This is a genomic window from Shewanella sp. AS16, from assembly GCF_021412365.1.
Taxonomy (GTDB): Bacteria; Pseudomonadota; Gammaproteobacteria; order Enterobacterales; family Shewanellaceae; genus Shewanella; species Shewanella salipaludis.
On sequence record NZ_JAKCLK010000002.1, the window covers coordinates 504,452 to 527,311 of the forward strand.

12 protein-coding genes and 4 tRNA genes are annotated in these 22,860 nt (G+C 56.2%); 12 read left to right on the plus strand and 4 right to left on the minus strand.

The features are described 5' to 3' along the window. Window positions 1-74 precede the first annotated feature (74 nt). From hemC to LZP73_RS07080, 11 genes are all read left to right on the plus strand, one after another. Complete coding sequence (gene hemC / locus LZP73_RS07030; RefSeq protein WP_234233741.1) at window positions 75-1,007, plus strand: hydroxymethylbilane synthase; 933 nt, start codon at window positions 75-77, stop codon at window positions 1,005-1,007. A gap of 9 nt (window positions 1,008-1,016) precedes the next feature. Beyond that, complete coding sequence (locus tag LZP73_RS07035; RefSeq protein WP_234233742.1) at window positions 1,017-1,742, plus strand: uroporphyrinogen-III synthase; 726 nt, start codon at window positions 1,017-1,019, stop codon at window positions 1,740-1,742. 78 nt (window positions 1,743-1,820) lie between these two features. Then, window positions 1,821-3,014 (plus strand): uroporphyrinogen-III C-methyltransferase, encoded by a 1,194-nt coding sequence (locus LZP73_RS07040; protein ID WP_234233743.1) that lies wholly within the window; start codon window positions 1,821-1,823, stop codon window positions 3,012-3,014. Then, a complete protein-coding gene (locus tag LZP73_RS07045; protein WP_234233745.1) occupies window positions 3,011-4,177 on the plus strand; it encodes a heme biosynthesis HemY N-terminal domain-containing protein in 1,167 nt (388 codons plus the stop codon). The genes LZP73_RS07040 and LZP73_RS07045 overlap by 4 nt, the downstream gene beginning before the upstream one ends. A 293-nt stretch (window positions 4,178-4,470) precedes the next feature. Then, a complete protein-coding gene (locus tag LZP73_RS07050) occupies window positions 4,471-10,455 on the plus strand; it encodes a retention module-containing protein (RefSeq protein WP_234233747.1) in 5,985 nt (1,994 codons plus the stop codon). A 195-nt stretch (window positions 10,456-10,650) separates the two neighbouring features. Further along, window positions 10,651-12,828: a type I secretion system permease/ATPase gene (locus LZP73_RS07055; RefSeq protein ID WP_234233749.1), complete on the plus strand. Its 2,178-nt coding sequence runs from the start codon at window positions 10,651-10,653 to the stop codon at window positions 12,826-12,828. Further along, complete coding sequence (locus tag LZP73_RS07060) at window positions 12,825-14,201, plus strand: HlyD family type I secretion periplasmic adaptor subunit (RefSeq protein ID WP_234233751.1); 1,377 nt, start codon at window positions 12,825-12,827, stop codon at window positions 14,199-14,201. Before LZP73_RS07055 ends, LZP73_RS07060 begins: the two co-directional genes overlap by 4 nt. 80 nt (window positions 14,202-14,281) lie before the next feature. Then, entirely contained in the window at window positions 14,282-15,631 is a 1,350-nt protein-coding gene (locus LZP73_RS07065) for a TolC family outer membrane protein (protein ID WP_442800724.1), read from the plus strand. Further along, entirely contained in the window at window positions 15,628-16,233 is a 606-nt protein-coding gene (locus tag LZP73_RS07070; protein ID WP_234233754.1) for an OmpA family protein, read from the plus strand. The genes LZP73_RS07065 and LZP73_RS07070 overlap by 4 nt, the downstream gene beginning before the upstream one ends. A 19-nt stretch (window positions 16,234-16,252) precedes the next feature. Then, window positions 16,253-16,960 carry a transglutaminase-like cysteine peptidase gene (locus LZP73_RS07075; RefSeq protein WP_234233756.1) on the plus strand — a complete coding sequence of 236 codons (708 nt, stop codon included), beginning with the start codon at window positions 16,253-16,255 and terminating at the stop codon, window positions 16,958-16,960. Window positions 16,961-16,968: 8 nt separating this feature from the next. After that, window positions 16,969-18,933 (plus strand): bifunctional diguanylate cyclase/phosphodiesterase, encoded by a 1,965-nt coding sequence (locus LZP73_RS07080; protein ID WP_234233758.1) that lies wholly within the window; start codon window positions 16,969-16,971, stop codon window positions 18,931-18,933. Window positions 18,934-19,562: 629 nt separating this feature from the next. Here the strand turns inward: LZP73_RS07080 and LZP73_RS07085 are convergent. The 4 genes from LZP73_RS07085 to LZP73_RS07100 form a co-directional block, all read right to left on the minus strand. Next, a tRNA-Pro gene (locus LZP73_RS07085) sits at window positions 19,563-19,639 on the minus strand. A gap of 58 nt (window positions 19,640-19,697) precedes the next feature. Then, window positions 19,698-19,774, minus strand: a tRNA-Pro gene (locus LZP73_RS07090). Window positions 19,775-19,794: 20 nt separating this feature from the next. Beyond that, window positions 19,795-19,870: transfer RNA gene (locus tag LZP73_RS07095), tRNA-His, on the minus strand. A 40-nt stretch (window positions 19,871-19,910) separates the two neighbouring features. Next, window positions 19,911-19,987 (minus strand) — tRNA-Arg (locus tag LZP73_RS07100). Window positions 19,988-20,205: 218 nt separating this feature from the next. Between LZP73_RS07100 and LZP73_RS07105 the strand changes: the two genes are divergently transcribed. Then, the gene (locus LZP73_RS07105) at window positions 20,206-22,839 is read left to right on the plus strand and encodes a sensor domain-containing diguanylate cyclase (RefSeq protein WP_234233760.1); all 2,634 of its coding nucleotides are present in this window, start codon (window positions 20,206-20,208) and stop codon (window positions 22,837-22,839) included. Window positions 22,840-22,860 lie beyond the last annotated feature (21 nt).

Consider the following 22,860-nt stretch of genomic DNA (forward strand, 5'->3'; position numbering starts at 1 on the left):
AGGCTGGACTTGTGACATAGACGGCCACTCGATGTTAGCATTGGGCTTATTAAGCTTCCGACGGAAATCCAGGCATGTCATCCAATCTCATTCGTATCGCAACCCGTAAGAGCCCGCTGGCCATGTGGCAGGCAGAATTTGTTAAGGCCGAACTGGAGCGCATCCATTCGGGTCTCAGGGTTGAGCTCTTGCCCATGAGCACCAAAGGCGATGTGATCTTGGATACCCCACTGGCGAAAGTCGGAGGTAAGGGGCTGTTTGTTAAAGAGTTGGAAGTGGCCATGCTGGAGCATGAAGCCGATATCGCAGTGCATTCGATGAAAGATGTCCCCGTGGACTTCCCCGACGGCCTGGGATTGCAGGTCATATGCGAGCGTGACGATCCCCGCGATGCCTTCGTGTCCAATCGCTACCAAAGCCTCGACGAACTGCCCGAGGGTGCCCTGGTAGGTACCTCCAGCCTGCGGCGCCAATGCCAGATCCGGGCCGCCAGACCAGATTTAATCATCAAAGACCTGCGGGGTAATGTCGGCACCCGGCTGGCGAAACTCGACAATGGCGATTACGACGCCATCATACTGGCGGCGGCCGGCCTGAAACGTCTGCAGCTGGAGAGCCGCATCGCCAGTTTCCTCTCTGCCGAGGCATCCCTGCCGGCCAACGGCCAGGGCGCCGTCGGCATTGAGTGTCGCAGCGATGATGCCAGGGTGCACGCGCTGCTGGCGCCGCTGGAGCATATGGAGACCCGCTACCGGGTACTGGCCGAGCGGGCCATGAATACCCGCCTGGAAGGAGGTTGCCAGGTGCCGATTGGCGCCTATGCCGAAATCGAGGGCAATACCCTGACCCTGAGGGGCCTGGTCGGTAGCCCGGATGGCAAGCAGATCATTCGGGGCCAGGTCACGGGTCCCAAGACCCAGGCCACGCATCTGGGCACGGCCCTGGCGGAAGAATTGCTCGCCAAGGGTGCCAAGGCCATATTGGATGCAGTCTACGCCAACGCCTAGGCCCCTGGGATGAGAGTCTTACTCACCCGCCCCGACGGACGCAACGCCGCCATGGCCGCGGCCTTGTCCGGGCGGGGCATAGCTCACCTGGTCACGCCGCTGCTGGCGGTCGAACCCCTGACCGGCACCGCCCTAGAGGCTGGGCTGAACCGGTTGCAAGCGGCAGACATACTGATCTTCATCAGCACCAATGCGGTGCACTATGCCCTCTCCTCCCGGGCGCGGCCACTGCCGTCCCAGGCCTGCTATGCGGTCGGCGATGCGACCTGGCAAGCCCTGAGTCAGCTGGGGATAGCCGCCGTCAAGGCGCCGGACGAACAGCAACAGACCGAAGGCCTGCTGACCCTGCCGGCCTTGCGGGAGGTCAAAGGTAAACGCATAGTCATAGTTCGCGGCCAGGGCGGCCGGGAAACCTTGGCCGAACAGCTGCAGGCAAGAGGGGCCGAGGTCAGTTACCTGGAGGTCTACCGGCGTGTCTGTCCGCCACTCGAACCGCAGCAGATCTTGGCCCAATGGCAGGCTTTTGGGATAGATACGATACTGGTCACCAGCGGGGAAATCCTGGAAAATCTGCTGGATCTGGTGCCGAAAGAGTTATTTGCATGGCTGCGCGCTTGTCATATCATAGTGCCCAGCCCCAGAGTTTCGGCTCAGGCCAGTGCCGCCGGCTTGACCCGGGTGAGCCAGGCCAAGGGGGCCAATACCCAGGCCATGTTAGATGCACTTAAGCTGTAGCAGCGAGCTTTGATCTCATGAGTCCGAGCCCAGCGCAATTATTCACTCCGGCGGCATTAGCGCCTTCAAGGATGTTTCATGGAAAATAATCAGCAAGAGACCCACGAGGATACCCGGGAACCAGGCGTATCCGAGGCGAAAGCAGCGCACCAGGAGTCGGGTCCAGAACAGGCCAAGACACAGACCAAGGCACAGGCCGGGCCCCGCCGGTCAAAACCCGCGCAGGCGGGCCCAGGGGCCATCAAAGACGCAGGCCGGCCGCAGCGCAGCTCCTGGCCGATGCGCCTCACTCTGGGGCTGAGTTTACTCCTGACCCTGATGGCCATAGGCGGCGGATACTACCTGTACCTTAAGTTGCAGGAACAAAACACCCGGGCAATGCAGCTGGAAACTCGCTTGCAACAGCGCCTGGATGAGCCGGTCAAACGTTTAAACCAGCTGGAGCAACAACAGCTGCTCGATGCCAAGGCCTATGAACGCCTCACTGAGCTGAGCAAGGCCCAGACCCAGCTGCAGCAGCGCGTTGCCGCCCTGGCCCAGCGCAACCCGAACCATTGGATGGCCGCCGAGGCCGACTATCTGGTGCGCATGGCAGGGCGCAAGCTATGGCTGGAAAGAGATCCCCAGACCGCAGTAAGCCTGCTCAAGGCCGCCGATGAGCGCATCCTGGCAATGAAAGATCCGGCACTCATGCCCGTCAGAAAGGCGCTGGCCAGAGACATAGCCGCCACCGCCGCCATCAAAGGAACAGACATAGCAGGCACCGTCTTTACCTTGGATGCCATCATCAGCCAACTGGATAAGCTGCCACTGAACCGCGCCGAGGCGCAGGCAGGCACAGATGTGCAAGCCGAAGATGCCATGACGGACTCACTGAGCGACTGGCGGCAGAATTTGGCCAAAACCTGGAAGGCGCTGAGCGAAGATTTCATCACCATACGCAAGCGCACCACCGACATAGCCCCGCTGCTGGCACCGGATCAGCAATGGTACCTGCTGGAGAACATACGCAACAAGCTGCTGCAATCACAGCTGGCACTCTACAACTATGATGAAGTCAATTATCGCCAGTCGCTCGCCCTGGCGCGCAAGTGGATACAACAGTATTTCAATCTGAACGACAGCAAGACCAAGGAAACCCTGGCCGCCTTGGACGCCCTGGCCACCCTGAAGCTGGATACTGTGACCCTGACACAATTTGAGTCGACGCCGCTGTTACAGGAGCTCAGCAACTATGGCAACCTGATGGCTCCAGAGGACACGTCACTATGATCCGCATCCTGGTCTATCTCGTCATCATTCTGCTCGGCCTCTGCCTGAGTCCCTTCCTGGTGGGCAATACGGGTTACATCTATATCGCCGCCGGCGATTACCAAATAGAGACCAGCATAGTCTTCGGGGTCATAGGCTTGATCTTCTTCTACAGCCTATTACAACTCATTGAATGGCTGGTGGTATTCGGTCTTAAGCTGATAATGAACAGCCGTTACCTGCCCGAGCGCTGGCGCAGGCATGCCGCCAGGAAGCACACCCTCATGGGGGCCTTGGCACTGGCGGAAGAAGACTGGGCCGAAGCCGAGAAAGCCATGGTCAAAGGCGCCAGCAAAGGGGAAATTCCCACCCTTAACCTGTTGGCGGCAGCCAGGGCGGCACAGCAACAGCATAAAACGGCGGCCAGAAATAGTTACCTGGAGCAGGCGGCACAAGATCCGGCCGCGGTGAATGCGGTCAATACCACCCGCGCCCGCTACCTGCTGCAACAGGGCGAATTGACTCAGGCCAGGGCCGAGCTGGATAAACTCGTCCCCACGAGTCGCAGCAAGCGCCCGGTACTCCAGCTGGCATTGGAGCTCTACCAGGCACAGAAAGATTGGCAGGCACTGAAACTCTTGTTGCCCATCATCAAGAAACGCCGGCTGCTCGAGCCGGCTCAGTTCGAGAGCCTCAGCAACCGCACCAATAAGGCATTGCTCGAGACGGCAATGCATGACAGCGAACAAGAGCTGGAAAAATGCTGGCATTGGCTGAGCCGGGACGAACGTCAACAAGGCAGCAACCTCGCCACCTATGCCCTGGGACTGAGCCGGTTCGAGCGCAGGGAGGAAGCCCTGAAGCTGTTGATGAAACGTCTCAAGGCCGGCGCCTGCAGCGACATCTTCTCTGTCTTGCCGCAGATAGCCAACGCCCACGATGCCGACATAAGGAAACAGTTATCGACCTATGAGACCAAGCTGGCACAGGATCCCGATTACCAGATCTGTGTCGCCAAACTCTCGCACCAGGCGCGGGAATTCAAGCAAGCCAAGGCCGCCTGGCAAAGCGCCTGCAACCTACGCCCCGACAAGGACTCTTGGCTGGCGTTGGCTCAATTGCAGGAACAACTGGGTGAGCAACAGGACGCCAATCGAAGCTATCGCAATGCGGCCAATGCCTGAGTTGCCAGACAGTTTTTGATATAATCTTTTACGATAAAAAAACCACCTTTTAGGTGGTTTTTTCTTTCCGCTCGGCACCACATCTACGAACTCCAACCTAAGCAACTGAATATGCTGGGCTTGCAGCCGATACCGCCAGGCTTGCAAGCGCCGCCGACAGCACATTTCCATGTCCTCATATTTGACAGATCTCAGAAGCCAACCAAGCTTTAGCTATTCAAATAACATAATCTCGCCGGGCCTGCATCCTGACCTCGGCGATTTTACGGATGAAAGAATTCGAGGTTCCTCCCATGAGTATTGCGATAAGTAACCAGGAAGCTGTTGTGATCAATCTTATCGGACAGCTCAAAGCCAGAGACAGCAGCGGCAACACCAGAGAACTCAACATAGGCGATCTCATCACCCAGGGAGAACAGCTCCTCTATGGTGCCGATGTGCATTTCCAGCTCGAGTATGCGGATGGTTCGAGGACCACGGAGCAAGATCTTACCCAGGAAGCCCCCCACACGGATGCAACTCAGGCGAGTGATACCCAGGACGCCGACATAGCCGCCCTGCAAGCCCAGCTTATCAACGGCGCAGATCCCAGCACAGCACTGCCGGAAACCGCCGCCGGCGCCCCGGGCAACCAAGGCGACTTCGACTATGCTGCCATCGCCAGAACCGGGGATGAAACCCTGGCCAATGCCGGCTATGACACCTTGGGCTTCACCCAGCCACAGGTTACGACCCAGAGCCAGGCGCAGATAGCCGAATCCCCGCTATCTAGCCTGTCGTCCAACATAATGAACTTCAACGAGGCCAATCTGCCCGCGGGCTCCGCCCCACAGAGTTCGGCCCTGACGCAACAGCAAAGCCTGCCGATTAACGCGCCTGCCGGCATCGCCAGTCTCAGCATCAACGGTGTCCTCGTCATCAGCAACGGCGAGTTCGCAGGTCAGGTCAACATCAACACCGCCTATGGACTGCTCAGCATCACCGGCTTCGACCCTGTATCCGGCCTGCTGACATACAGCTTTACCCTCACCTCGGCAGCCTCCCATACAGAGGGTGACCCGCTCAGTGAGATCTTCACCCTACAGCTTATCGATGCCCAGGGAAGGCCTGCCGACTCGACCATTACAGTGAACCTGGCAGATGACTCACCCAGGGGGCTGGATGATGTGAACAGCATAGCCGAAGATACGAGCCAAAGTATCTCGGGAAATGTATTGGACAATGATACCCCAGGGGCCGATTCCGGGCAGGTGTCCCAGGTGAGCAACGCCGCCGGGCAGAGCAGCGCTGTCGATGCTGCCGTTTCCATTCAGGGTGCCTATGGCGTGCTCACCCTGGCCGCCGATGGCAGTTACACCTATCAGCTCGACAATAGCAATGCCGCGGTTCAGGCGCTCGCCGAGGGGCAGCAATTGCTGGAAACCTTTGCCTACCTGTTGACAGACGGCGATGGTGACAGCGTGGCACAGGAGCTGAGCATCACAGTCACAGGCAGCAACGACGCCCCCGTGATCACTACGGTACCAGGCGCCGGGGCCGATGCGGGCACTGTGGTAGAGGCGGGTAACGAAGACGATGGCACTCTTGTGCCCGGCACCCCGGAAGTGAGCGGCATCCTTACCGCCAGCGATGCCGACAACGGCGCCATCCTGACCTGGAGCACCAATGCCAGCAGCCAATACGGTAGCTTCAGCATAGATGCCAACAGCGGGCAATGGACCTATCACTTGGACAACGCCCTGGTAGACAGCCTGGCCGAAGGTCAGACTCTGGAAGAACAACTCCTGGTCACAGTCACGGACGAGCACGGTGCCAGTGCCAGTCAGCTGGTGACTATCACCATTCTGGGCACCAACGACTCCCCCATCATCACCTCAGGCGACCAAGATGCCAGCGGCGCCCTGGCCGAACCTATGACAGATGAGCCCGCCCAGGTCGGCGGCATTCTCACGGCAACGGACGTCGATAACAACGCCGTGCTCAGCTGGAGCGGCAACGCCAGCGGCGTCTATGGTGAGTTCAGCATAGATTCGGCGACAGGGGCCTGGCGCTATAGCCTCAACGACAGCGCCCTGGTCGACAGTCTGGCCCTGGGTGAGACCCATGAAGAACAATTCCTGGTCACAGTCACAGACGAATTTGGCGCCACGGATACCCAATGGGTGACAGTCACAATCACAGGCAGCAATGACGCTCCCGTCATCACCTCGGGTGACCAAGATGCCAGCGGTACTGTCGTAGAAGCCGGAGTGCAGCCGGGCGGCAATCTGCCAGAACCTGGGGTGCTGCAGATCGGCGACACCCTCAGCGCCTCAGATGTCGATAACGGCGCCGTACTCAACTGGAGCGGCAACGCCAGCGGTGTCTATGGTGAGTTCGTCATAGATGCGGCGACAGGCGCCTGGCGCTACAGCCTCAACGACAACGCCCTGGTCGACAGCCTGGCCCTGGGTGAGACCCATGAAGAACAATTTCTGGTCACAGTCACAGACGAGCACGGTGCCAGCGCCAGCCAATGGGTGACAGTCACGGTCACTGGCACCAATGACATGCCCGTCATCACCTCAGGCGCCCAAGATGCCAGCGGCGCCCTGGTCGAACCTATGGCAGATGAGCCCGCCCAGGTCGGCGGCATCCTCACGGCAACGGACGTCGATAACAACGCCGAACTAAGCTGGAGCGGCAACGCCAGCGGCGTCTATGGTGAGTTCAGCATAGATTCGGCGACAGGTGCCTGGCGCTATAGCCTCAACGACAGCGCCCTGGTCGACAGCCTCGCCCTGGGGGAAACCCAGGAAGAACAATTCCTGGTCACAGTCACAGACGAATTTGGCGCCACGGATACCCAATGGGTGACAGTCACAATCACAGGCAGCAACGACGCTCCCGTCATCACCTCGGGCGACCAAGATGCCAGCGGTACTGTCATCGAAGCCGGAGTGCAGCCGGGCGGCAACCTGCCCGAGCCGGGAGTGCTGCAGATCGGCGACACCCTCAGCGCCTCAGATGTCGATAACGGCGCCGTACTCAACTGGAGCGGCAACGCCAGCGGTGTCTATGGTGAGTTCGTCATAGATGCGGCGACAGGCGCCTGGACCTACAGCCTCAACGACAACCCTCTGGTCGACAGCCTGGCCCTGGGTGAGACCCATGAAGAACAATTTCTGGTCACAGTCACAGACGAGCACGGTGCCAGCGCCACCCAATGGGTGACAGTCACGGTCACAGGCACCAATGACATGCCCGTCATCACCTCAGGCGCCCAAGATGCCAGCGGCGCCCTGGCCGAACCTATGACAGATGAGCCCGCCCAGGTCGGCGGCATTCTCACGGCAACGGACGTCGATAACGGCGCCGTGCTCAGCTGGAGCGGCAACGCCAGCGGCGTCTATGGTGAGTTCAGCATAGACCCGGCGACAGGGGCCTGGCGCTATAGCCTCAACGACAGCGCCCTGGTCGACAGCCTGGCCCTGGGGGAAACCCATGAAGAACAATTCCTGGTCACAGTCACAGACGAGCATGGCGCCACGGATACCCAATGGGTGACAGTCACAATCACAGGCAGCAATGACGCTCCCGTCATCACCTCGGGTGACCAAGATGCCAGCGGTACTGTCATCGAAGCCGGGGTGCAGCCCGAAAACACCCCCTACACAGGCATAACAGCAACCGGCGGGACTCTGACCGCCTCTGATGTCGATAACGGCGCCGTATTGAGTTGGAGCTTTGCGCCCCAGGTCAATGCCTACGGCACTTTCGCCATCGACGCCAGTACTGGAGCTTGGACTTATGTCCTGGATAACAATGCCGCCGATAGCCTGGCGCTTGGTCAGTCCGCCGACGAAACCTTCCTGGTGACTGTTACGGATGAACATGGCGTCACGGCCACGCAAGAGGTAACAGTCACAGTCATTGGCACCAACGATGCCCCCATACTGACGGTCGATGCCAGTGGCAGTGTGATAGAAGACATAGGCGTCGTTGCTGACATGATCTCGACCAACGGCGCGCTGAATTTCACCGATGTCGACATAGGAGACACACATCAGCTGAGCTTCGACTACAGGGGTGATATCAGCTGGAGTGGTGGCGTGTTAAGCCAGGCGCAGATAGCGGCGATAGTCGCAGGCTTCAGTATCGATGGTGACAGCTGGGACTATAGCGTACTCAATAGCCTGATTGGCTTCCTCAGCCCGGGCGAGACCATCACCCTGAGCTTCGATGTGACTGTGACCGACAACAACCTGGCCACAGATACCCGAGTCGTCAGTATCAGCATCAAGGGTTCCAACGATGCCCCCATAGCCAATGCCGACACCAATGTCGTCGATGAAGGCGTCGACGGCATAGCGGCGGCGCTGATCTCAGGACAGGTCATACAGGGTGAGGCCCATGGCGGCTATGCGGATCAGGCAGATACAGATCCCGAAGGCATGCCCGTCCAGCTGGTGCAGGTCTCCAGTTCGGTCGAGACCATAGGCGATGGTTCATCCCCCCTGAGCACCTATGTTATCCAGGGAGAATATGGGGTGTTGACCATATACGCAGATGGCAGTTACAGCTATCAACTCAATGATGATAATCCGGATGTCGACCGACTCAACGAAGGTGACACCCTGGATGATGTCTTCACCTATTGGATCGCCGATCCGGTTGGCGGCACGGCACAATCGACCCTGAGCATCACTATCAATGGACATAACGACAGCGTCCAGGGGGAATTTGCCAAGGAAATCTGGATGCCGGCCTCAGTGGATGAACTCGTTAACCCCTATGGCGATGGCTACCCCATGAACATCAGCGCGCCAACGGATGTCGATGACGAGGTGTTCATCACTGTCACAGGGCTGCCGGCGTTTGGCAGCATAGGTTACTACGAGGGGGGCGTTTTCCATGCCTTGAGCATGAATGAGGGGCTGACGGCAGAACAGCTGGGGAACCTGGTCTATATCCCTAACGGGGATGGCCTGCAGCATGATGTCAGCTTCACCTTCGAGTTGGTGGCGGGAGTCGAAACCGTTAACGGTGAATTTATCGTGCATACTGTGCCGATCAACAGCCTGGGTTCCCAGATTGTCAACATAGGCGACGGCTCATCGCCCCTGAACTCGGGTAATGCGCAAGACGCTGCACTGGTCATCACGGATGACTTTGCCGCCGCATTGAACACCGGGACAGCTCTCGGCAGCCTGGAACTGTTCACCGACTTCCAGCAGCAACCCAATGCAGTGCCGGTCCCGATAGGGGAACGTGATGTCGGCACTGTCGCCGGCGATGCACGGGAAACCGAAGTCTCGGTCACGCTCACCATCAATGGCATGGTCTTCATGGTGATTGCGGCCGATGCGGCCAACGCCATCACCCAGACCTGGAGCTATGATGCCGCTTCCGGGCTGATGAAGGCCAACATAGACTACTCACACATGTTCCTGCTCGACAATGGTGTCCCCACTACCACCAGCCTGGCCGATTATCTGCTCCTCAATCAGCCCAATGCTGGCGATGTGTGGACTGTGACCTATCTGGACAATAACGGCGGTAATTTCCAGGCCAGGTTCGTGCAGGCGGTATTCACCCACGAGAATCTGCCCGATGCGGCCATCACCATAGTAGGCACGGATGACGTCAACAACCTGATCTTCGGCTCAACCCATGATGACTCGCTGACGGGGGCCAACCAGGATGACAGGATTTTTGGCCGTGAAGGAGACGATTCCCTCTCAGGTCTGGCGGGTAATGACGAACTCATTGGCGGCAGCGGCAACGACATCCTGAGCGGAGGCAGCGGGGATGATTACCTCGACGGCGGCCCTGGCAATGACAGCCTCTCCGGTGGGACAGGCAGTGATTATCTGATCGGCGGCACTGGCAGCGATGTCCTGGACGGAGGTGTAGACACGGCTCGCGATGCCTTCATCTGGGAAGCCGGCTCAGCCGATGGCAGCACGGACACTGTCATGAACTTCGATCCTGCCCATGATGTGCTCGACCTGTCGGATATACTGCTCAATGAAGAGAATAATAACCTGGATGATTACCTGCAGTTTGATTTCTCCGGAGGCAATACCACGATAACCATAGACGCCAACGGGACCCTTGCAGGCGGTGACAATGTCACCATAGTGCTCGACGGCATAGACTTGTCGGTCACCTATGGCACCACGAACGAGTCGCAGATCATCGCCAATTTGATCGCAGATCATGCCTTGATAGTGGATCCCCAATCCCTCGACCCCTACCAAAATGACGTGTTGCCGAACGGGGTCAACATCCCCTGATTAGCCCCTTCGAGCAAGCGGCTGCCGACATCACGGAAGTGCATGCCGGCAGTCGCCGACTATGGCTGTCACCCTTGGGTTTTCGGCTAGAACCACTGAAAAACAAAACTAAATTAGTCAGGCGACATAGCGCAACCCAAGTTCATCAACAATACTTACACTACTTTCATGCAGTCTTAGGGATGAGTAATTACTGTGCCCTCGACGACCACAAATAAAAAAGAACAATGGGCTATTTCAGCCTCCCAGAGAGTCACAGTCGACCCTCTGCTGGATAGCCTGGTCTTGCTCACCGAATATTTCGGCACCCCCTGCTCGGCCGAATCCTTGGCGGCTGGCTTGCCCTTGTCGGGCGCTTGCCTGTCTCCTGAGCTGTTGCCCCAGGCGGCTGCACGCGCGGGCTTGGCGGTCAAGCTTACCCGCAAAGGCCTGAACCTGATCTCCCCCCTTCTCCTGCCCTGCATTCTGTTGCTCAAAGATCACCAGGCCTGCCTGCTGCGGCAACTTGACCCCAAGACAGACAGCGCCATCATTCAACTGCCGGACAGCGGGGGGGAACAAAGCCTGAGTTTTGCCGAGCTGGAGGCCCTCTATGTCGGCTACCTCTTCCTGGTGAAGCAGGAATATCGCGGTGACATGGGCTTCGATGTGCACCTCCACGACAACCAGCAGCACTGGTTGCTGCAGATACTGAAAGACTCGGCCCCCATCTACCGCGACGCCCTGATCGCTTCCGTGTTGGTCAATCTGTTCGCCTTGGTGTCACCCTTATTCATCATGAATGTCTACGACAAGGTGGTGCCCAACCTGGCCTTCGAGTCACTCTGGGTCTTGGCCATAGGCGCAGGAATAGCCTATCTGTTTGACCTTGTCATGCGCCAACTGCGCAGCTATTTGATCGATGTCGCAGGCAAAAAAGTCGACATCATAGTGTCATCCCGGCTATTCGCCAAAGCGATCGGCATCCCGCTGGAGAAACGCCCCGCCAGCGTTGGCGGCATGGCACGGCAACTGGGGGAATTCGACAACATACGCGACATTCTCACTTCGGCCACCATTACCACCCTGGTCGACCTGCCCTTCGCCCTCTTTTTCCTGGCGATCATCTTCATTGTCGCCGGCGACCTGGCCCTGGTCCCCCTGACGGGTGGCCTGCTGATCCTGGGGTTTACCCTCTATACCCAGCCCAGACTCAAGGCGGCCATCGAAGAGAGCAACAAGTTTTCCAGCCTCAAACATGGCCACCTGATCGAGAGCCTGGCGGCGATAGAATCGATCAAGGCCAATGGTGCCGAAGGCCTGGTGCAGAAGAGCTGGCAACAGATGATAGGCCATACGGCCAACTGGCAATTGCGGGTGAAGAAACTGTCGGCGTCAGTCTCCAATGTCGCCAATTTCATGGTGCAGTGCACTGTGGTGTGCGTCGTCATCCTGGGGGTTTACAGGGTGTCAGACAACGTTATCTCCATGGGGGGCATCATAGCCGCGGTGATCCTTTCCAGCAGGGCCATGGCCCCGATGGCGCAACTGGCCGGACTCATGACCCGTGCCAACCATACCGCCAGCGCCCTGCGGCAGCTGAATAGCGTCATGACCCAGGAAGACGAATTCGAAACCAAGGGCCACCTGGTCAGCAAACAGCGGCTGCAGGGCAAGATAGAGGCGGATCACCTGGGTTTCAGTTACCCCGGCTCGGAGAAGCCTGTGCTCAATCCCATGTCGCTGACGATTCAACCCGGCGAGCGAATTGCCATCATAGGCCGCAATGGCTCGGGCAAGAGCACCCTGGCCAAGTTGCTGCTGGGCCTGTATCAACCCAGCCGGGGCAGCTTGCGCTACGATGGACTGGATTCGGCCCAGATCCATCCAAGCGACCTGCGCCGCAATTTCGGTTACCTGCCGCAGGATGTCACCCTATTCCATGGTTCGGTCCGGGACAACATACTCTTTGGTTCCCGTCAGGTCACAGAACATCAGTTGATCCGGGCGGTACAATTATCCGGCGTGAGCCTGTTCACCAATCTGGAGTCCGAAGGGCTCGACCAACAGGTAGGTGAAGGCGGCTTGGCGCTGAGCCGCGGCCAGCGACAAACGATCGCCCTGGCCAGGGCGACCCTGAACGACCCGCCGCTTCTCCTGATGGATGAGCCCAGTGCCAGCCTGGATGCCAGGGCCGAGAAACAGTTCATCAGTGCCATGAAAAATGTCAGCAAAGACAGAACCTTGCTATTGATCACCCACAAGACACACCTGCTGCAATTGGTCGACCGCATCCTGGTGCTCGACAAGGGCCATCTCATACTCGATGGCCCTAAAGATGAAGTACTGCAAAAACTCAGCTTCGGCCAACAGGCCGGGGAGCAGGAACAATGAGCCTCAGCAGCAAAGAACTCGACATGGTCGACGATGTCTACGGCGCCATGATGACAGATGCGCCCCCGGGTCACAGGCTCACCATCTGGGCGCTGGCGACCATGGTGGTCTGTTTCCTCATCTGGGCCTACTTTTCAAAGTTGGATCAAGTCACCACAGGCATGGGCAAGGTGATCCCCTCCTCGCAAGTGCAACTGATCCAGAGTTTGGATGGCGGCATATTGCAGGAGATTTATGTGCAGGAAGGCGCTCAGGTCAGCAAGGGCCAGCCCCTGGCGCGCATCGACGACACCCGCTTTCGCTCCGATTTTGCCCAGCAGGAGCAGGAAGTCTACAGCTTGCAGAGCAACATAATACGCCTGCGTGCCGAACTCGACAGCATACGCATTGCAGACATGTCATCCGACTGGCGCCAGCAGGTGCTCATCACCAAACAGGCGTTGATATTTCCCAGCGACTTGATCACCGCAGAGCCTGAGCTGGTCAGGCGTCAACAGGAGGAATATAACGGCCGACTCGATAACCTGAGCAACCAGCTGGAAATTTTGGTGCGCCAGCTCCAACAAAGGCAACAGGAAGCGGAAGAGCTGACATCCAAAATAGCCACTCTGACCACGAGTTTTCAACTGGTCTCACGCGAACTCGAACTCACCCGTCCCCTGGCCGATAAAGGCATAGTGCCCGAAGTCGAGCTGCTGAAGCTGGAACGTAGCGTCAACGACATTCAGGGCGAGCTGAAATCCATGCGCTTGCTGCGCCCGAAAATCAAGGCCTCGATGGACGAAGCCATCCTGAAACGTCGTGAGGCCGCCTTCGTCTATGCGGCGGACCTGAGGGCGCAACTCAATGAGATGCAGACCCGCCTGTCCAGGATGAATGAGGCCCAGGTCGGTGCTCAGGACAAGGTGAGCAAGGCGGTGATCACCTCGCCGGTCAACGGCACCATAAAGACAATACATATGAATACCCTCGGCGGTGTGATCCAGCCGGGTGTCAACATAATAGAAATAGTGCCGTCGGAAGATCAATTGCTGATCGAAACCAAGATCCCCCCCAAAGACATCGCCTTCTTGCATCCCGGGTTGCCAGCTATAGTCAAGATCACCGCCTATGACTTCACCCGTTACGGCGGTCTCCAGGGCACAGTGGAACAGATCAGCGCCGACACCTCCCAGGATGAAAAGGGCAACAGTTTCTACCTGATACGGATCCGCACCCAGGAGTCCAGCCTGGTAAAAAATGATGGCACCCAGATGCCAATTATTCCCGGCATGTTGACCTCGGTCGATGTGATCACCGGCCAGAGATCTATCCTTGAGTACATCCTCAATCCAATACTAAGAGCAAAAGATACGGCGTTAAGAGAGCGCTAAGCCGATACCCAGGAGGGTTTGATATGAAAGACACTGTCGTTGTTGGGCACCTGAAACGCAACACATTGGCCGCAGCACTCATGTTGCTGATGCTCCCCATAGGCGCTTACAGCCAAACATTGGAGCAGGCCGTCGCCTATACCCTGGATACCAATCCTGAACTTAAAATCGCCTTCAACCGCTTCAAGGAACGTGAAGAACAAGTGAATCAGGCCATAGCCGGCTACATGCCCTCGGTCGATATCAGTGGCGGTTATGGCTATGAAAAAACCGACAGTCCCAACACCCGTCGCCGCCTGGATCTTAAAGACGGTGACAATGAGCTGGACAGGGGGGAGTTTGGTGTCAGCATCAGGCAGATCTTATTCGACGGCTTCTTCACCGGCAGCGAGGTGGACAGATTCAGCTTCGAGGCCAGTGCGGATCAATGGGCGCTCTACTCGGCCGCCGAAGACATGGCTCTGGATGTCAGCAAGGTCTATATCAACTATCTGCGCACCGAGCAGGTGTTGACCCTGGCGGAAAAGAACCTCAAGAGCCATCAGGATATCTATGCCCAGATCAAACAGAGAACGGATTCTGGCCTGGGTTCGGTGGCCGACTTATCCCAGATCACCGGGCGTTTGGCGCGGGCCAATGCCAATGTCATAGCGGCGCGCAATAATCTCTATGATGCCAAGGCCCAGTTCATCCGGGTCGTTGAACTGCCACCCGAGAGCCTGATCACCCCGGTACCTGATGCGGATATGCTGCCCAAAGACATAGCCGAAAGCATGCAACTGGCACAGGAAAATCATCCCATACTCAAATCGGCCGCCAGCGACATTCGCGCCGCCGAACAGGAAAAATCCTCGGCCCAGAGCAACTACTATCCCAAGGTCACCCTGGAGCTCAGCGGCAACTGGAACAACGATATCAATGGCGAGGACGGTGAGAGCCTCATCGCCAGCCAGAATGTCGGTGGCTATCACAACGATCTGCTCGCCATGGTGCGGGTGAAGTACAACCTGTTCGCCGGTGGTAAGGATCTGGCGAGGGAAAAAGAAACCGCCTACAAGCTGGGCGAAGCAAAGGAAATCCGCCAACGCGCGCAGCGCCAGGTGATCGAAGGCGTCAACCTGGCCTGGAATGCCTATGAGTTGCTGGCCCCCCAGAAAGGCTATATTCGCGAGCATGTCGTGGCGGCAAAGGACACCCAAACCGCCTATGCCCAGCAGTTCAACCTGGGGCAACGCACCCTGCTCGACTTGCTCGACACAGAGAATGAACTGTTCGAGGCCCGCAAGGATTACCTGCAGGCCGAATACGATGAAATCATCGCCAAGTATCGGGTACTCAATGCCACAGGGCGACTGCTCGACTCATTGAGAGTGACCCGGCCACAGGTCTGGCTCGGAGAACGCCACTACGAGGGAGGGGTAGCACAATGAAAACCTGCATTCTAATCTTAGGCATCATCTTGCTCTCGGCCTGCTCGATGCGCGACATGGCCTCAATGGATGAGCCAACAACCCAGCTCAAAGATCTGCAAGATCTCGACAAAGACGGCGTCATCGAAGCCAGAGAGAGATGCGCCGAGACTTACCCCGGAGCCAGTATAGATAACTATGGCTGCGGCAGGGTAAAAGAAATCAATGAACGTCAGGAGCTGAAGATACTGTTCGCCAATGACTCTTTCTACATAGACCCCAAATATCATGGGCAGATAGAAAAAATTGCCGCCTTCATGGAGCAATACCCCAATACCAAGGTCACCATAGAAGGCCATTGCAGCAAGACAGGCTCTTACGAGCACAACATGAGCCTGTCGCAGAACCGAGCCAATGCTGTCACCCAGGTACTGGCACAGAAGTTCGGCATAGATCCCGGACGGCTGACGGCGATAGGTTATGGCTATGACAGGCCGGTCGACCCGACACACACCCAATTGGCGCATACCCGCAACCGCAGGGTGATCGCCGCAGTCACAGGCAGCGACAGTGCTGCCGACATGAAATGGACCATATACACAGTCGATGGGCCAATAAAATAAGGAAGCAAGACAACAGGCCATGGAAGCCAAACTGAGTGGTCTCAATTATGTGAGGCGAGTCTGCCATCTGAGCTTGCTGGCATCGGCTCTGGCCGCCTCGTACCTGTATGGCGCACCGCTACAGCAACTCGATGCCAATAGCATAATCTCGACACTCGAAGCTCGTTATGGCGCCAGGGCCGGCAACCGGGCCAGGACCTGGTTCAAGATAGTCAACCAGGCGAAAGGCCTGGATGAAAGGTCCCAATTGCTTGAAGTGAATAATTTTTTCAATCTGTTTCATTTCATCGACGATATCAAGCTCTGGGGCGAGTCCAACTATTGGGCGACCCCCATGGAGTTTATCGGTGCCAATGGCGGGGATTGCGAGGACTTTTCCATCGCCAAGTATTTCACCCTGCTGCAATTGGGGGTGCCGGAGGACAAGATGCGGCTCACTATGGTTAAAGCCACCACTATCAACCAATACCACATGGTGCTGGCGTACTATGAGACCCCCTCCTCTGTCCCCCTGGTCCTGGACAACTTGAATCCTGTCATCCAGCCGGCGACCGCACGACGGGACTTGCTGCCGGTATACAGCTTCAATGGTAAACAATTATGGCTGAACAAAGAAAAGGGGCGCGGGGCCTTGGCCGGCTCCTCCACCAGACTCGAGAAATGGAATGATCTCAACTATAGATTAGGCCTCAAGCGACTCAAGCTGCCTAAACTAAGACAGGAGTAGCCACAAAAATGACACTGTTCAGAGAGATATACTCACTGCTATTTACCCTCTTCCTGCTCATAGTCGCCAGTTTGGGCTATGTACAGTTTACCGAAACCCAAGACTTTCTGACCAAGCAGATGGAATCGGACCTTAACAACGCCAGTAACTCACTCGGCTTGATGTTGGTCCCCGCACTCGAAACAGGCGATACGGCAGCGGCGGAAACCCTGGTGAATGTGATTTTCGAAGGCGGTTACTATCAGAACATCAAGCTGACCTGGCTGGTGGATGGCAAACAGCAGGAATGGCATAACAGCATCCGCATAGAAGATACCCCCCAGTGGTTTCTCGATCTGCACCTGTTCGACACCATAAAGAAGGAAAGCACCATCACCTCCGGCTGGCTGCAGCTGGCCAAGCTCGAAATTACCGCCCATCCCGGCTTCGGCTATCATGAACTGTGGCGCATCATCTCGAATACGCTCATCGCCTTCTCGCTGCTCTTTCTGGTCGCCATACTCTTCGCCAGGATAGGGCTGGGCTGGATATTGAAACCCTTGCATACCATCTCGGACCACGCCAGGGATGTGGCCCGGCGCCAGTTCAGCCCGGATATGCCACTGCCCAGAACCTCGGAACTCAAGGAGGTGGTACAGGCTTTTAACAGCATGTCGGCACAATTGAAGCAGGTATTCGACTCCCTCGACGATGAAATAGCCACCCTGAGGAAAAAGACCTTGGTAGATCAGGTTTCAGGTCTTCCCAACAGACAATACATGGTCAGTCGCCTGAATGGCTGGTTGAATGAACCCAGCAATGGCGCCCTGTTTCTGGCCAGGCTCGACTGCCTGGAAGAAATCCACAACAGATACGGCTACCAGATCAGGGATGAGACCATACGCCTGATGTCGATCCAATTTAAGGCGCAACTCGACGACATAGCCCCATCCCTCATCGCCAGGATCTCTGCGGTTGAATTCGCCTTCTTGGTGACCAATGTCGAGTACGAAAAACTCAATAAGTATCTGGAAACCTTGATCCGCACCATCAACCAGGAAATAACCAAAGCCGACTGTAAGCCCAATGAGCATTACGCTATCGGCATAGCCGAGCGTATCGAGCTGACGACCGTCACGGATATCATGGCCCAGGCCGACAATGCATTGCAGAATGCGCTGCAGAATAACAAGGTATATCAATGGCATTCTATTCACGAACAACAAATTTTCACCCGCGAACAGTGGCGCGCCAAGCTCAACAGCGCCATCAACGACAAACAATTTCAGTTCAGGTGGCAGCCCGTGTTGCGCACCGACACAGGCGCCATTTCCCAGCGAGAACTCTATTGCCAATTGCAGCTCGGGGATAAATTGGTCCATGCGGGGCAGTTCATGCCTTACGTGGATTTGCTCTCCCTGGGCTCGCAGCTCGATAAATGCCTGATCCAGGCCCTGGGCGAGCATGATGTCTTTGCCCACAATCCCGAACCCGTGGCCATCAACCTGACTCTGGAAAGCATCATCTCGCCCCAGTTTCATGCCTGGCTCGATGAATTTCTCCGTACCTCGGCGCATACCAAACACATCTGCTTCGAGATCCCCGAACTCGGGGTATTCAGTGATGCGGACGCCTGCCAAACCCTCTGCGACATCATCAGAAAGCATGGGGCTAAATTCGGTATAGATCACTTCGGCCGTCAGTTCGGCTCCATGTCTTATTTGCAAAAACTCAGGCCCAACTATGTCAAGCTGGATCAATCCTTCGCCTACTATGACGAGCATCAGCAAAACAGCGAGTTATGTCGGGCCTTGATTAACGTCGCCAAGGGCTTGGACATAGAAGTGATAGTCACGGGGATCCAGGAAAAAATTCAGCTCGAACGCTTCGCCGAGTTGAGAATCGACGCCTATCAAGGTTACATAGCGCCACCGATACAGCTGGAACTCGATGCCGCCGAGGACATGTACGCCAACACGGTTAACAATGGCTGACGAGGAAGCTGTCGTGAAATGGTCGGCCAGGCCGTCATGAAGAGTGAGGATTCGAACTGCTGTGGTTTGAGTCCAACTCAGGCACAAAGCCAGCAACAAAAAAGCCTTCGATTTCTCGAGGGCTTCATTGTAAAAATGGTCGGCCAGGCCGTCATTGAGAGTGAGGATTCGAACTGCTGTGGCTTGCTCACAACTCAGAAATAAAGTCAGACACAAAATCAGAGACAAAGCCAGCAACAAAAAAGCCTCCAATTTATCGAGGGCTTCATAGTAAAAATGGTCGGCCAGGCCCTCATGAAGAGTGAGGATTCGAACTGCTGTTGTTTGAGTCCAACTCAGGCACAAAATCAGAAACAAAAAAGCCTCCGATTTCTCGAGGGCTTCATAGTAAAAATGGTCGGCCAGGCCCTCATGAAGAGTGAGGATTCGAACTGCTGTTGTTTGAGTCCAACTCAGGCACAAAATCAGAAACAAAAAAGCCTCCGATTTCTCGAAGGCTTCATAGTAAAAATGGTCGGCCAGGCCCTCATAAAGAGTGAGGATTCGAACTGCTGTTGTTTGAGTCCAACTCAGGCACAAAACCAGAAACAAAAAAGCCTCCGATTTCTCGAAGGCTTTATTGTAAATAATGGTCGGTGATAGAGGATTCGAACCTCTGACCCTCTGGTCCCAAACCAGATGCGCTACCGGGCTGCGCTAATCACCGTAAATGATTCAGCTATTTATTTAGTCATGGCTAAATTCGCTAGATGAGGCGAAGAAAGTGGTCGGTGATAGAGGATTCGAACCTCTGACCCTCTGGTCCCAAACCAGATGCGCTACCGGGCTGCGCTAATCACCGAAGATATTGCTGTTGAAAAATGGGGTGACTGATGGGGCTCGAACCCACGACAACCGGAATCACAATCCGGGACTCTACCAACTGAGCTACAATCACCACTGTATTTTTCCTACCAACCAAGCCGACTAGATCCAGCTGGTGCGCCCAGAAGGATTCGAACCTTCGGCCTCACCCTCCGGAGGGGTGCGCTCTATCCAGCTGAGCTATGGGCGCTCGCCTTGGTTAGCGCCGCATATACTATGGATTATTTGCCTTTGCGTCTACAGCTATTTTGCTTTTTTTAACCGTTCGCTCAAGAATTGTCACATTTCAACACTTTAAACTTAGTCAAACATCGGACTAGCGCCAAAAAAATGGCTTGGGCTTGTGTGTTTTTTGTGCTAAATATACGTATTGCCATAAATTACTAAAATTTAACATAAATGGGCGTCATGTTTAGGGATGAAACTATCGAGCCTCTTACCTGTGAGGCTGAACGGTTACATAAAAGGATTCGCCGCTTAAAGCGTTTAGCTGGTAAGTATAAGCGTGCAGAAATCATTCAGAATGCCTTGTTGGAGATATCTAACATCGCCGCTAAGGCTTCCTCGCCAGAAGACTTTTATGCCGGAGTGCATAAGCACCTGCAGAAACTCATCCCCGCCGACAATTTCTTCATTTCGACCCTGAATCCCCACACGGGACAACTGGAAATCCCCTTCTTCGCCGACGAGAAAGATGCCCACCCGGCTCAGCTCTTTTCCGAAGAATCGCTCTCGGCAACGCTGCACCAGGGATTGACCGGGTATGTGTTCCGTACCGGCCGGCCTTTGCTATGTGACGAAGACAAGTTCAACCAGCTATTGGCTGCCGAGGAGATAGTGAGCCTGGGCTCCGCCTGCCATCAATGGCTGGGGGTGCCCATATACGAAAACGAGGCTGTCTGTGGCGTGCTGGTCGTGCAAAGCTACGACACCCAGAAAACCTATGGCGAGATAGAACTCGAGCTGATGGCCTTCATCTGCCACCATATCGCCGGGGTACAGGAACGCTTGCGTCATCAGGAGCATCTGGAGCAAGCCATAACACAGAGGACCAAAGAACTCAGTCTGGCCTATGACAAGCTGAAGCAGGAAGTTCATGAACGGCGCCGGGCCGAACGGCTCCAGCGCTCCTTATTCGAAATCGCCGCCTTGGCCACCTCCAGGATAGACAGCCTGGAGTTCTATGCCCAACTGCACCATGTGCTCAGCCACCTCTTGCCCGCCAATAACTGCTACATAGCCCTGCTCGACGAAGATAAGGCGCAGCTGACCTTTCCTTTCTATGTGTCACAACTCGGGCTCTCCGCTCCGGACAGTCGTCCCGTCAGTGATGGCCTGGCCGAATATGTACTCAAACATAAACGCCCGCTGAAACTGGAGCAGCAGGATATTCAAGCCCTGATAGCCGCGGGCGAACTCTATGCCGAGTCACCGGATCTGAATCAAACCCAGGACATGCACCAATGGATAGGGATTCCCCTGTTTATTCATGAGCAGGTGCGCGGGGCGCTGACCATTTACAGTTTTACACCGACCCAAACCTACCAGGTAAAAGATCTCGAATTGCTGACCTTTGTTTCCCAGCACATAGGCGCGGCGATAGAACGCAAGCTCTCGGCCGAATCATTGCAGCGCAGCTATCAGGAGCTGGAGGAGAAAGTCACCGCCAGAACCCAGGCCCTGGCGGCGCTGAATCAAAACCTGGTAAAAGAAATCAGCCAAAGGCGCAAGGTCGAGGCACAGCTGACCCACGACGCTAAACATGACACCCTGACCTCCCTGCCAAACAGGGCCATGTTCATGGAAAGACTCAACCAGGCGATCAAACATGTCCGCCGCCATGGATTGGATCGCTTCGCCCTGCTGTTTATCGATCTCGATCGCTTCAAGCTGATCAACGACACCCTGGGCCACGTGGAGGGGGATCGTTTCCTCATTGAAACCGCCAAACGCCTGAAGGCCTGCATAAGGGACAACGATACCCTGGCCCGCCTCGGCGGCGATGAGTTTGTCGTCTTGCTCGACAGCATACACAGCGCCGCGGACACGGAAGAAGTCGCGGAACGCATCTTGAGTGCGCTCTCCCAGCCTTACCGTCTCGGAAACCAATCATTCGGCTCGAGCGCCAGCATAGGCATAGCCCTCAGCAGCAATGGCAATCGCAGATCCGACACCAGTGAGTCCATGCTCAGCGACGCCGACGCCGCCATGTATCAAGCCAAATCCAAGGGCAAAGGCTGTTATGTTATTTTCGATGATGAGTCGCACCAGGAACTGCTCCATGAGGTCGCCCTGGAAAATGAGCTGAGGCAGGCCATAGCCGAAGACAAGCTCCAGCTCAGCTACTTGCCCATCTTTGACATGCCCAGCGGGACGGTGACCGCCATAGAACCCAGGCTCTTCTGGCAACACCCCAGGTTAGGCAAGCTCAAGCAGGCCAGGCTCAAAGATATCGCCGAGCAATGCAACATGATCATCGAGCTGGATAAATACATGCTCATGCTGCTGGCGCGGGAATACCCTGCCCTCCAGGTCCACCTTGGGTATGAACCTCAGCTGCACCTGGCCATTTCCAGCCAGCATCTGAAACATAAACACGCACTGCGCAGCCTGAAAAACACCCTCAAGCAGTGCGGCTTGCCCCTAGGTCAACTGCTGCTGTTCTTCAATGAGCAGGCCCTGGTGCAGGATACCCAAACCCATATCAATGCCTTCGAATTCCTGAAAAAACTGGAGCTTAAGCTGGGGATCAATGGCTATGGCAGCGGTTATAGTGCCAGCCACAACCTGCTCTTTCTGCCTATCGACGCCCTCAAGCTGGATGCCAACATCACCACACACCTGACCGGCGAACATCAAATCAAACTGCTCAAGATCTATTGGCAGACGGCCCAGACCCTCGACCTCAAGATCTACGCCGATGGCATTAGCTGCGAACAACAACAACGCCAGCTGACGGCGCTGGGTTACAACCAGGGACAAGGGCCCCTGCTCGGCAAGGTCTTCAGCTTACCCGTCCAGACACAGCAGGTATGCGCCTGAAGCCTGGCAACAAAAGCCATT

What these genes read in the sequence shown, in the direction of transcription:
- LZP73_RS07075 (WP_234233756.1), top strand. Translation starts at nt 16,253, where the DNA reads ATGGAAGCCAAACTGAGTGGTCTCAATTATGTGAGGCGAGTCTGCCAT.
- LZP73_RS07060 (WP_234233751.1), top strand. Translation starts at nt 12,825, where the DNA reads ATGAGCCTCAGCAGCAAAGAACTCGACATGGTCGACGATGTCTACGGC.
- LZP73_RS07045 (WP_234233745.1), top strand. Translation starts at nt 3,011, where the DNA reads ATGATCCGCATCCTGGTCTATCTCGTCATCATTCTGCTCGGCCTCTGC.
- LZP73_RS07080 (WP_234233758.1), top strand. Translation starts at nt 16,969, where the DNA reads ATGACACTGTTCAGAGAGATATACTCACTGCTATTTACCCTCTTCCTG.
- LZP73_RS07070 (WP_234233754.1), top strand. Translation starts at nt 15,628, where the DNA reads ATGAAAACCTGCATTCTAATCTTAGGCATCATCTTGCTCTCGGCCTGC.
- LZP73_RS07050 (WP_234233747.1), top strand. Translation starts at nt 4,471, where the DNA reads ATGAGTATTGCGATAAGTAACCAGGAAGCTGTTGTGATCAATCTTATC.
- LZP73_RS07040 (WP_234233743.1), top strand. Translation starts at nt 1,821, where the DNA reads ATGGAAAATAATCAGCAAGAGACCCACGAGGATACCCGGGAACCAGGC.
- LZP73_RS07105 (WP_234233760.1), top strand. Translation starts at nt 20,206, where the DNA reads ATGTTTAGGGATGAAACTATCGAGCCTCTTACCTGTGAGGCTGAACGG.
- LZP73_RS07065 (WP_442800724.1), top strand. Translation starts at nt 14,282, where the DNA reads ATGTTGCTGATGCTCCCCATAGGCGCTTACAGCCAAACATTGGAGCAG.
- LZP73_RS07035 (WP_234233742.1), top strand. Translation starts at nt 1,017, where the DNA reads ATGAGAGTCTTACTCACCCGCCCCGACGGACGCAACGCCGCCATGGCC.
- hemC (WP_234233741.1), top strand. Translation starts at nt 75, where the DNA reads ATGTCATCCAATCTCATTCGTATCGCAACCCGTAAGAGCCCGCTGGCC.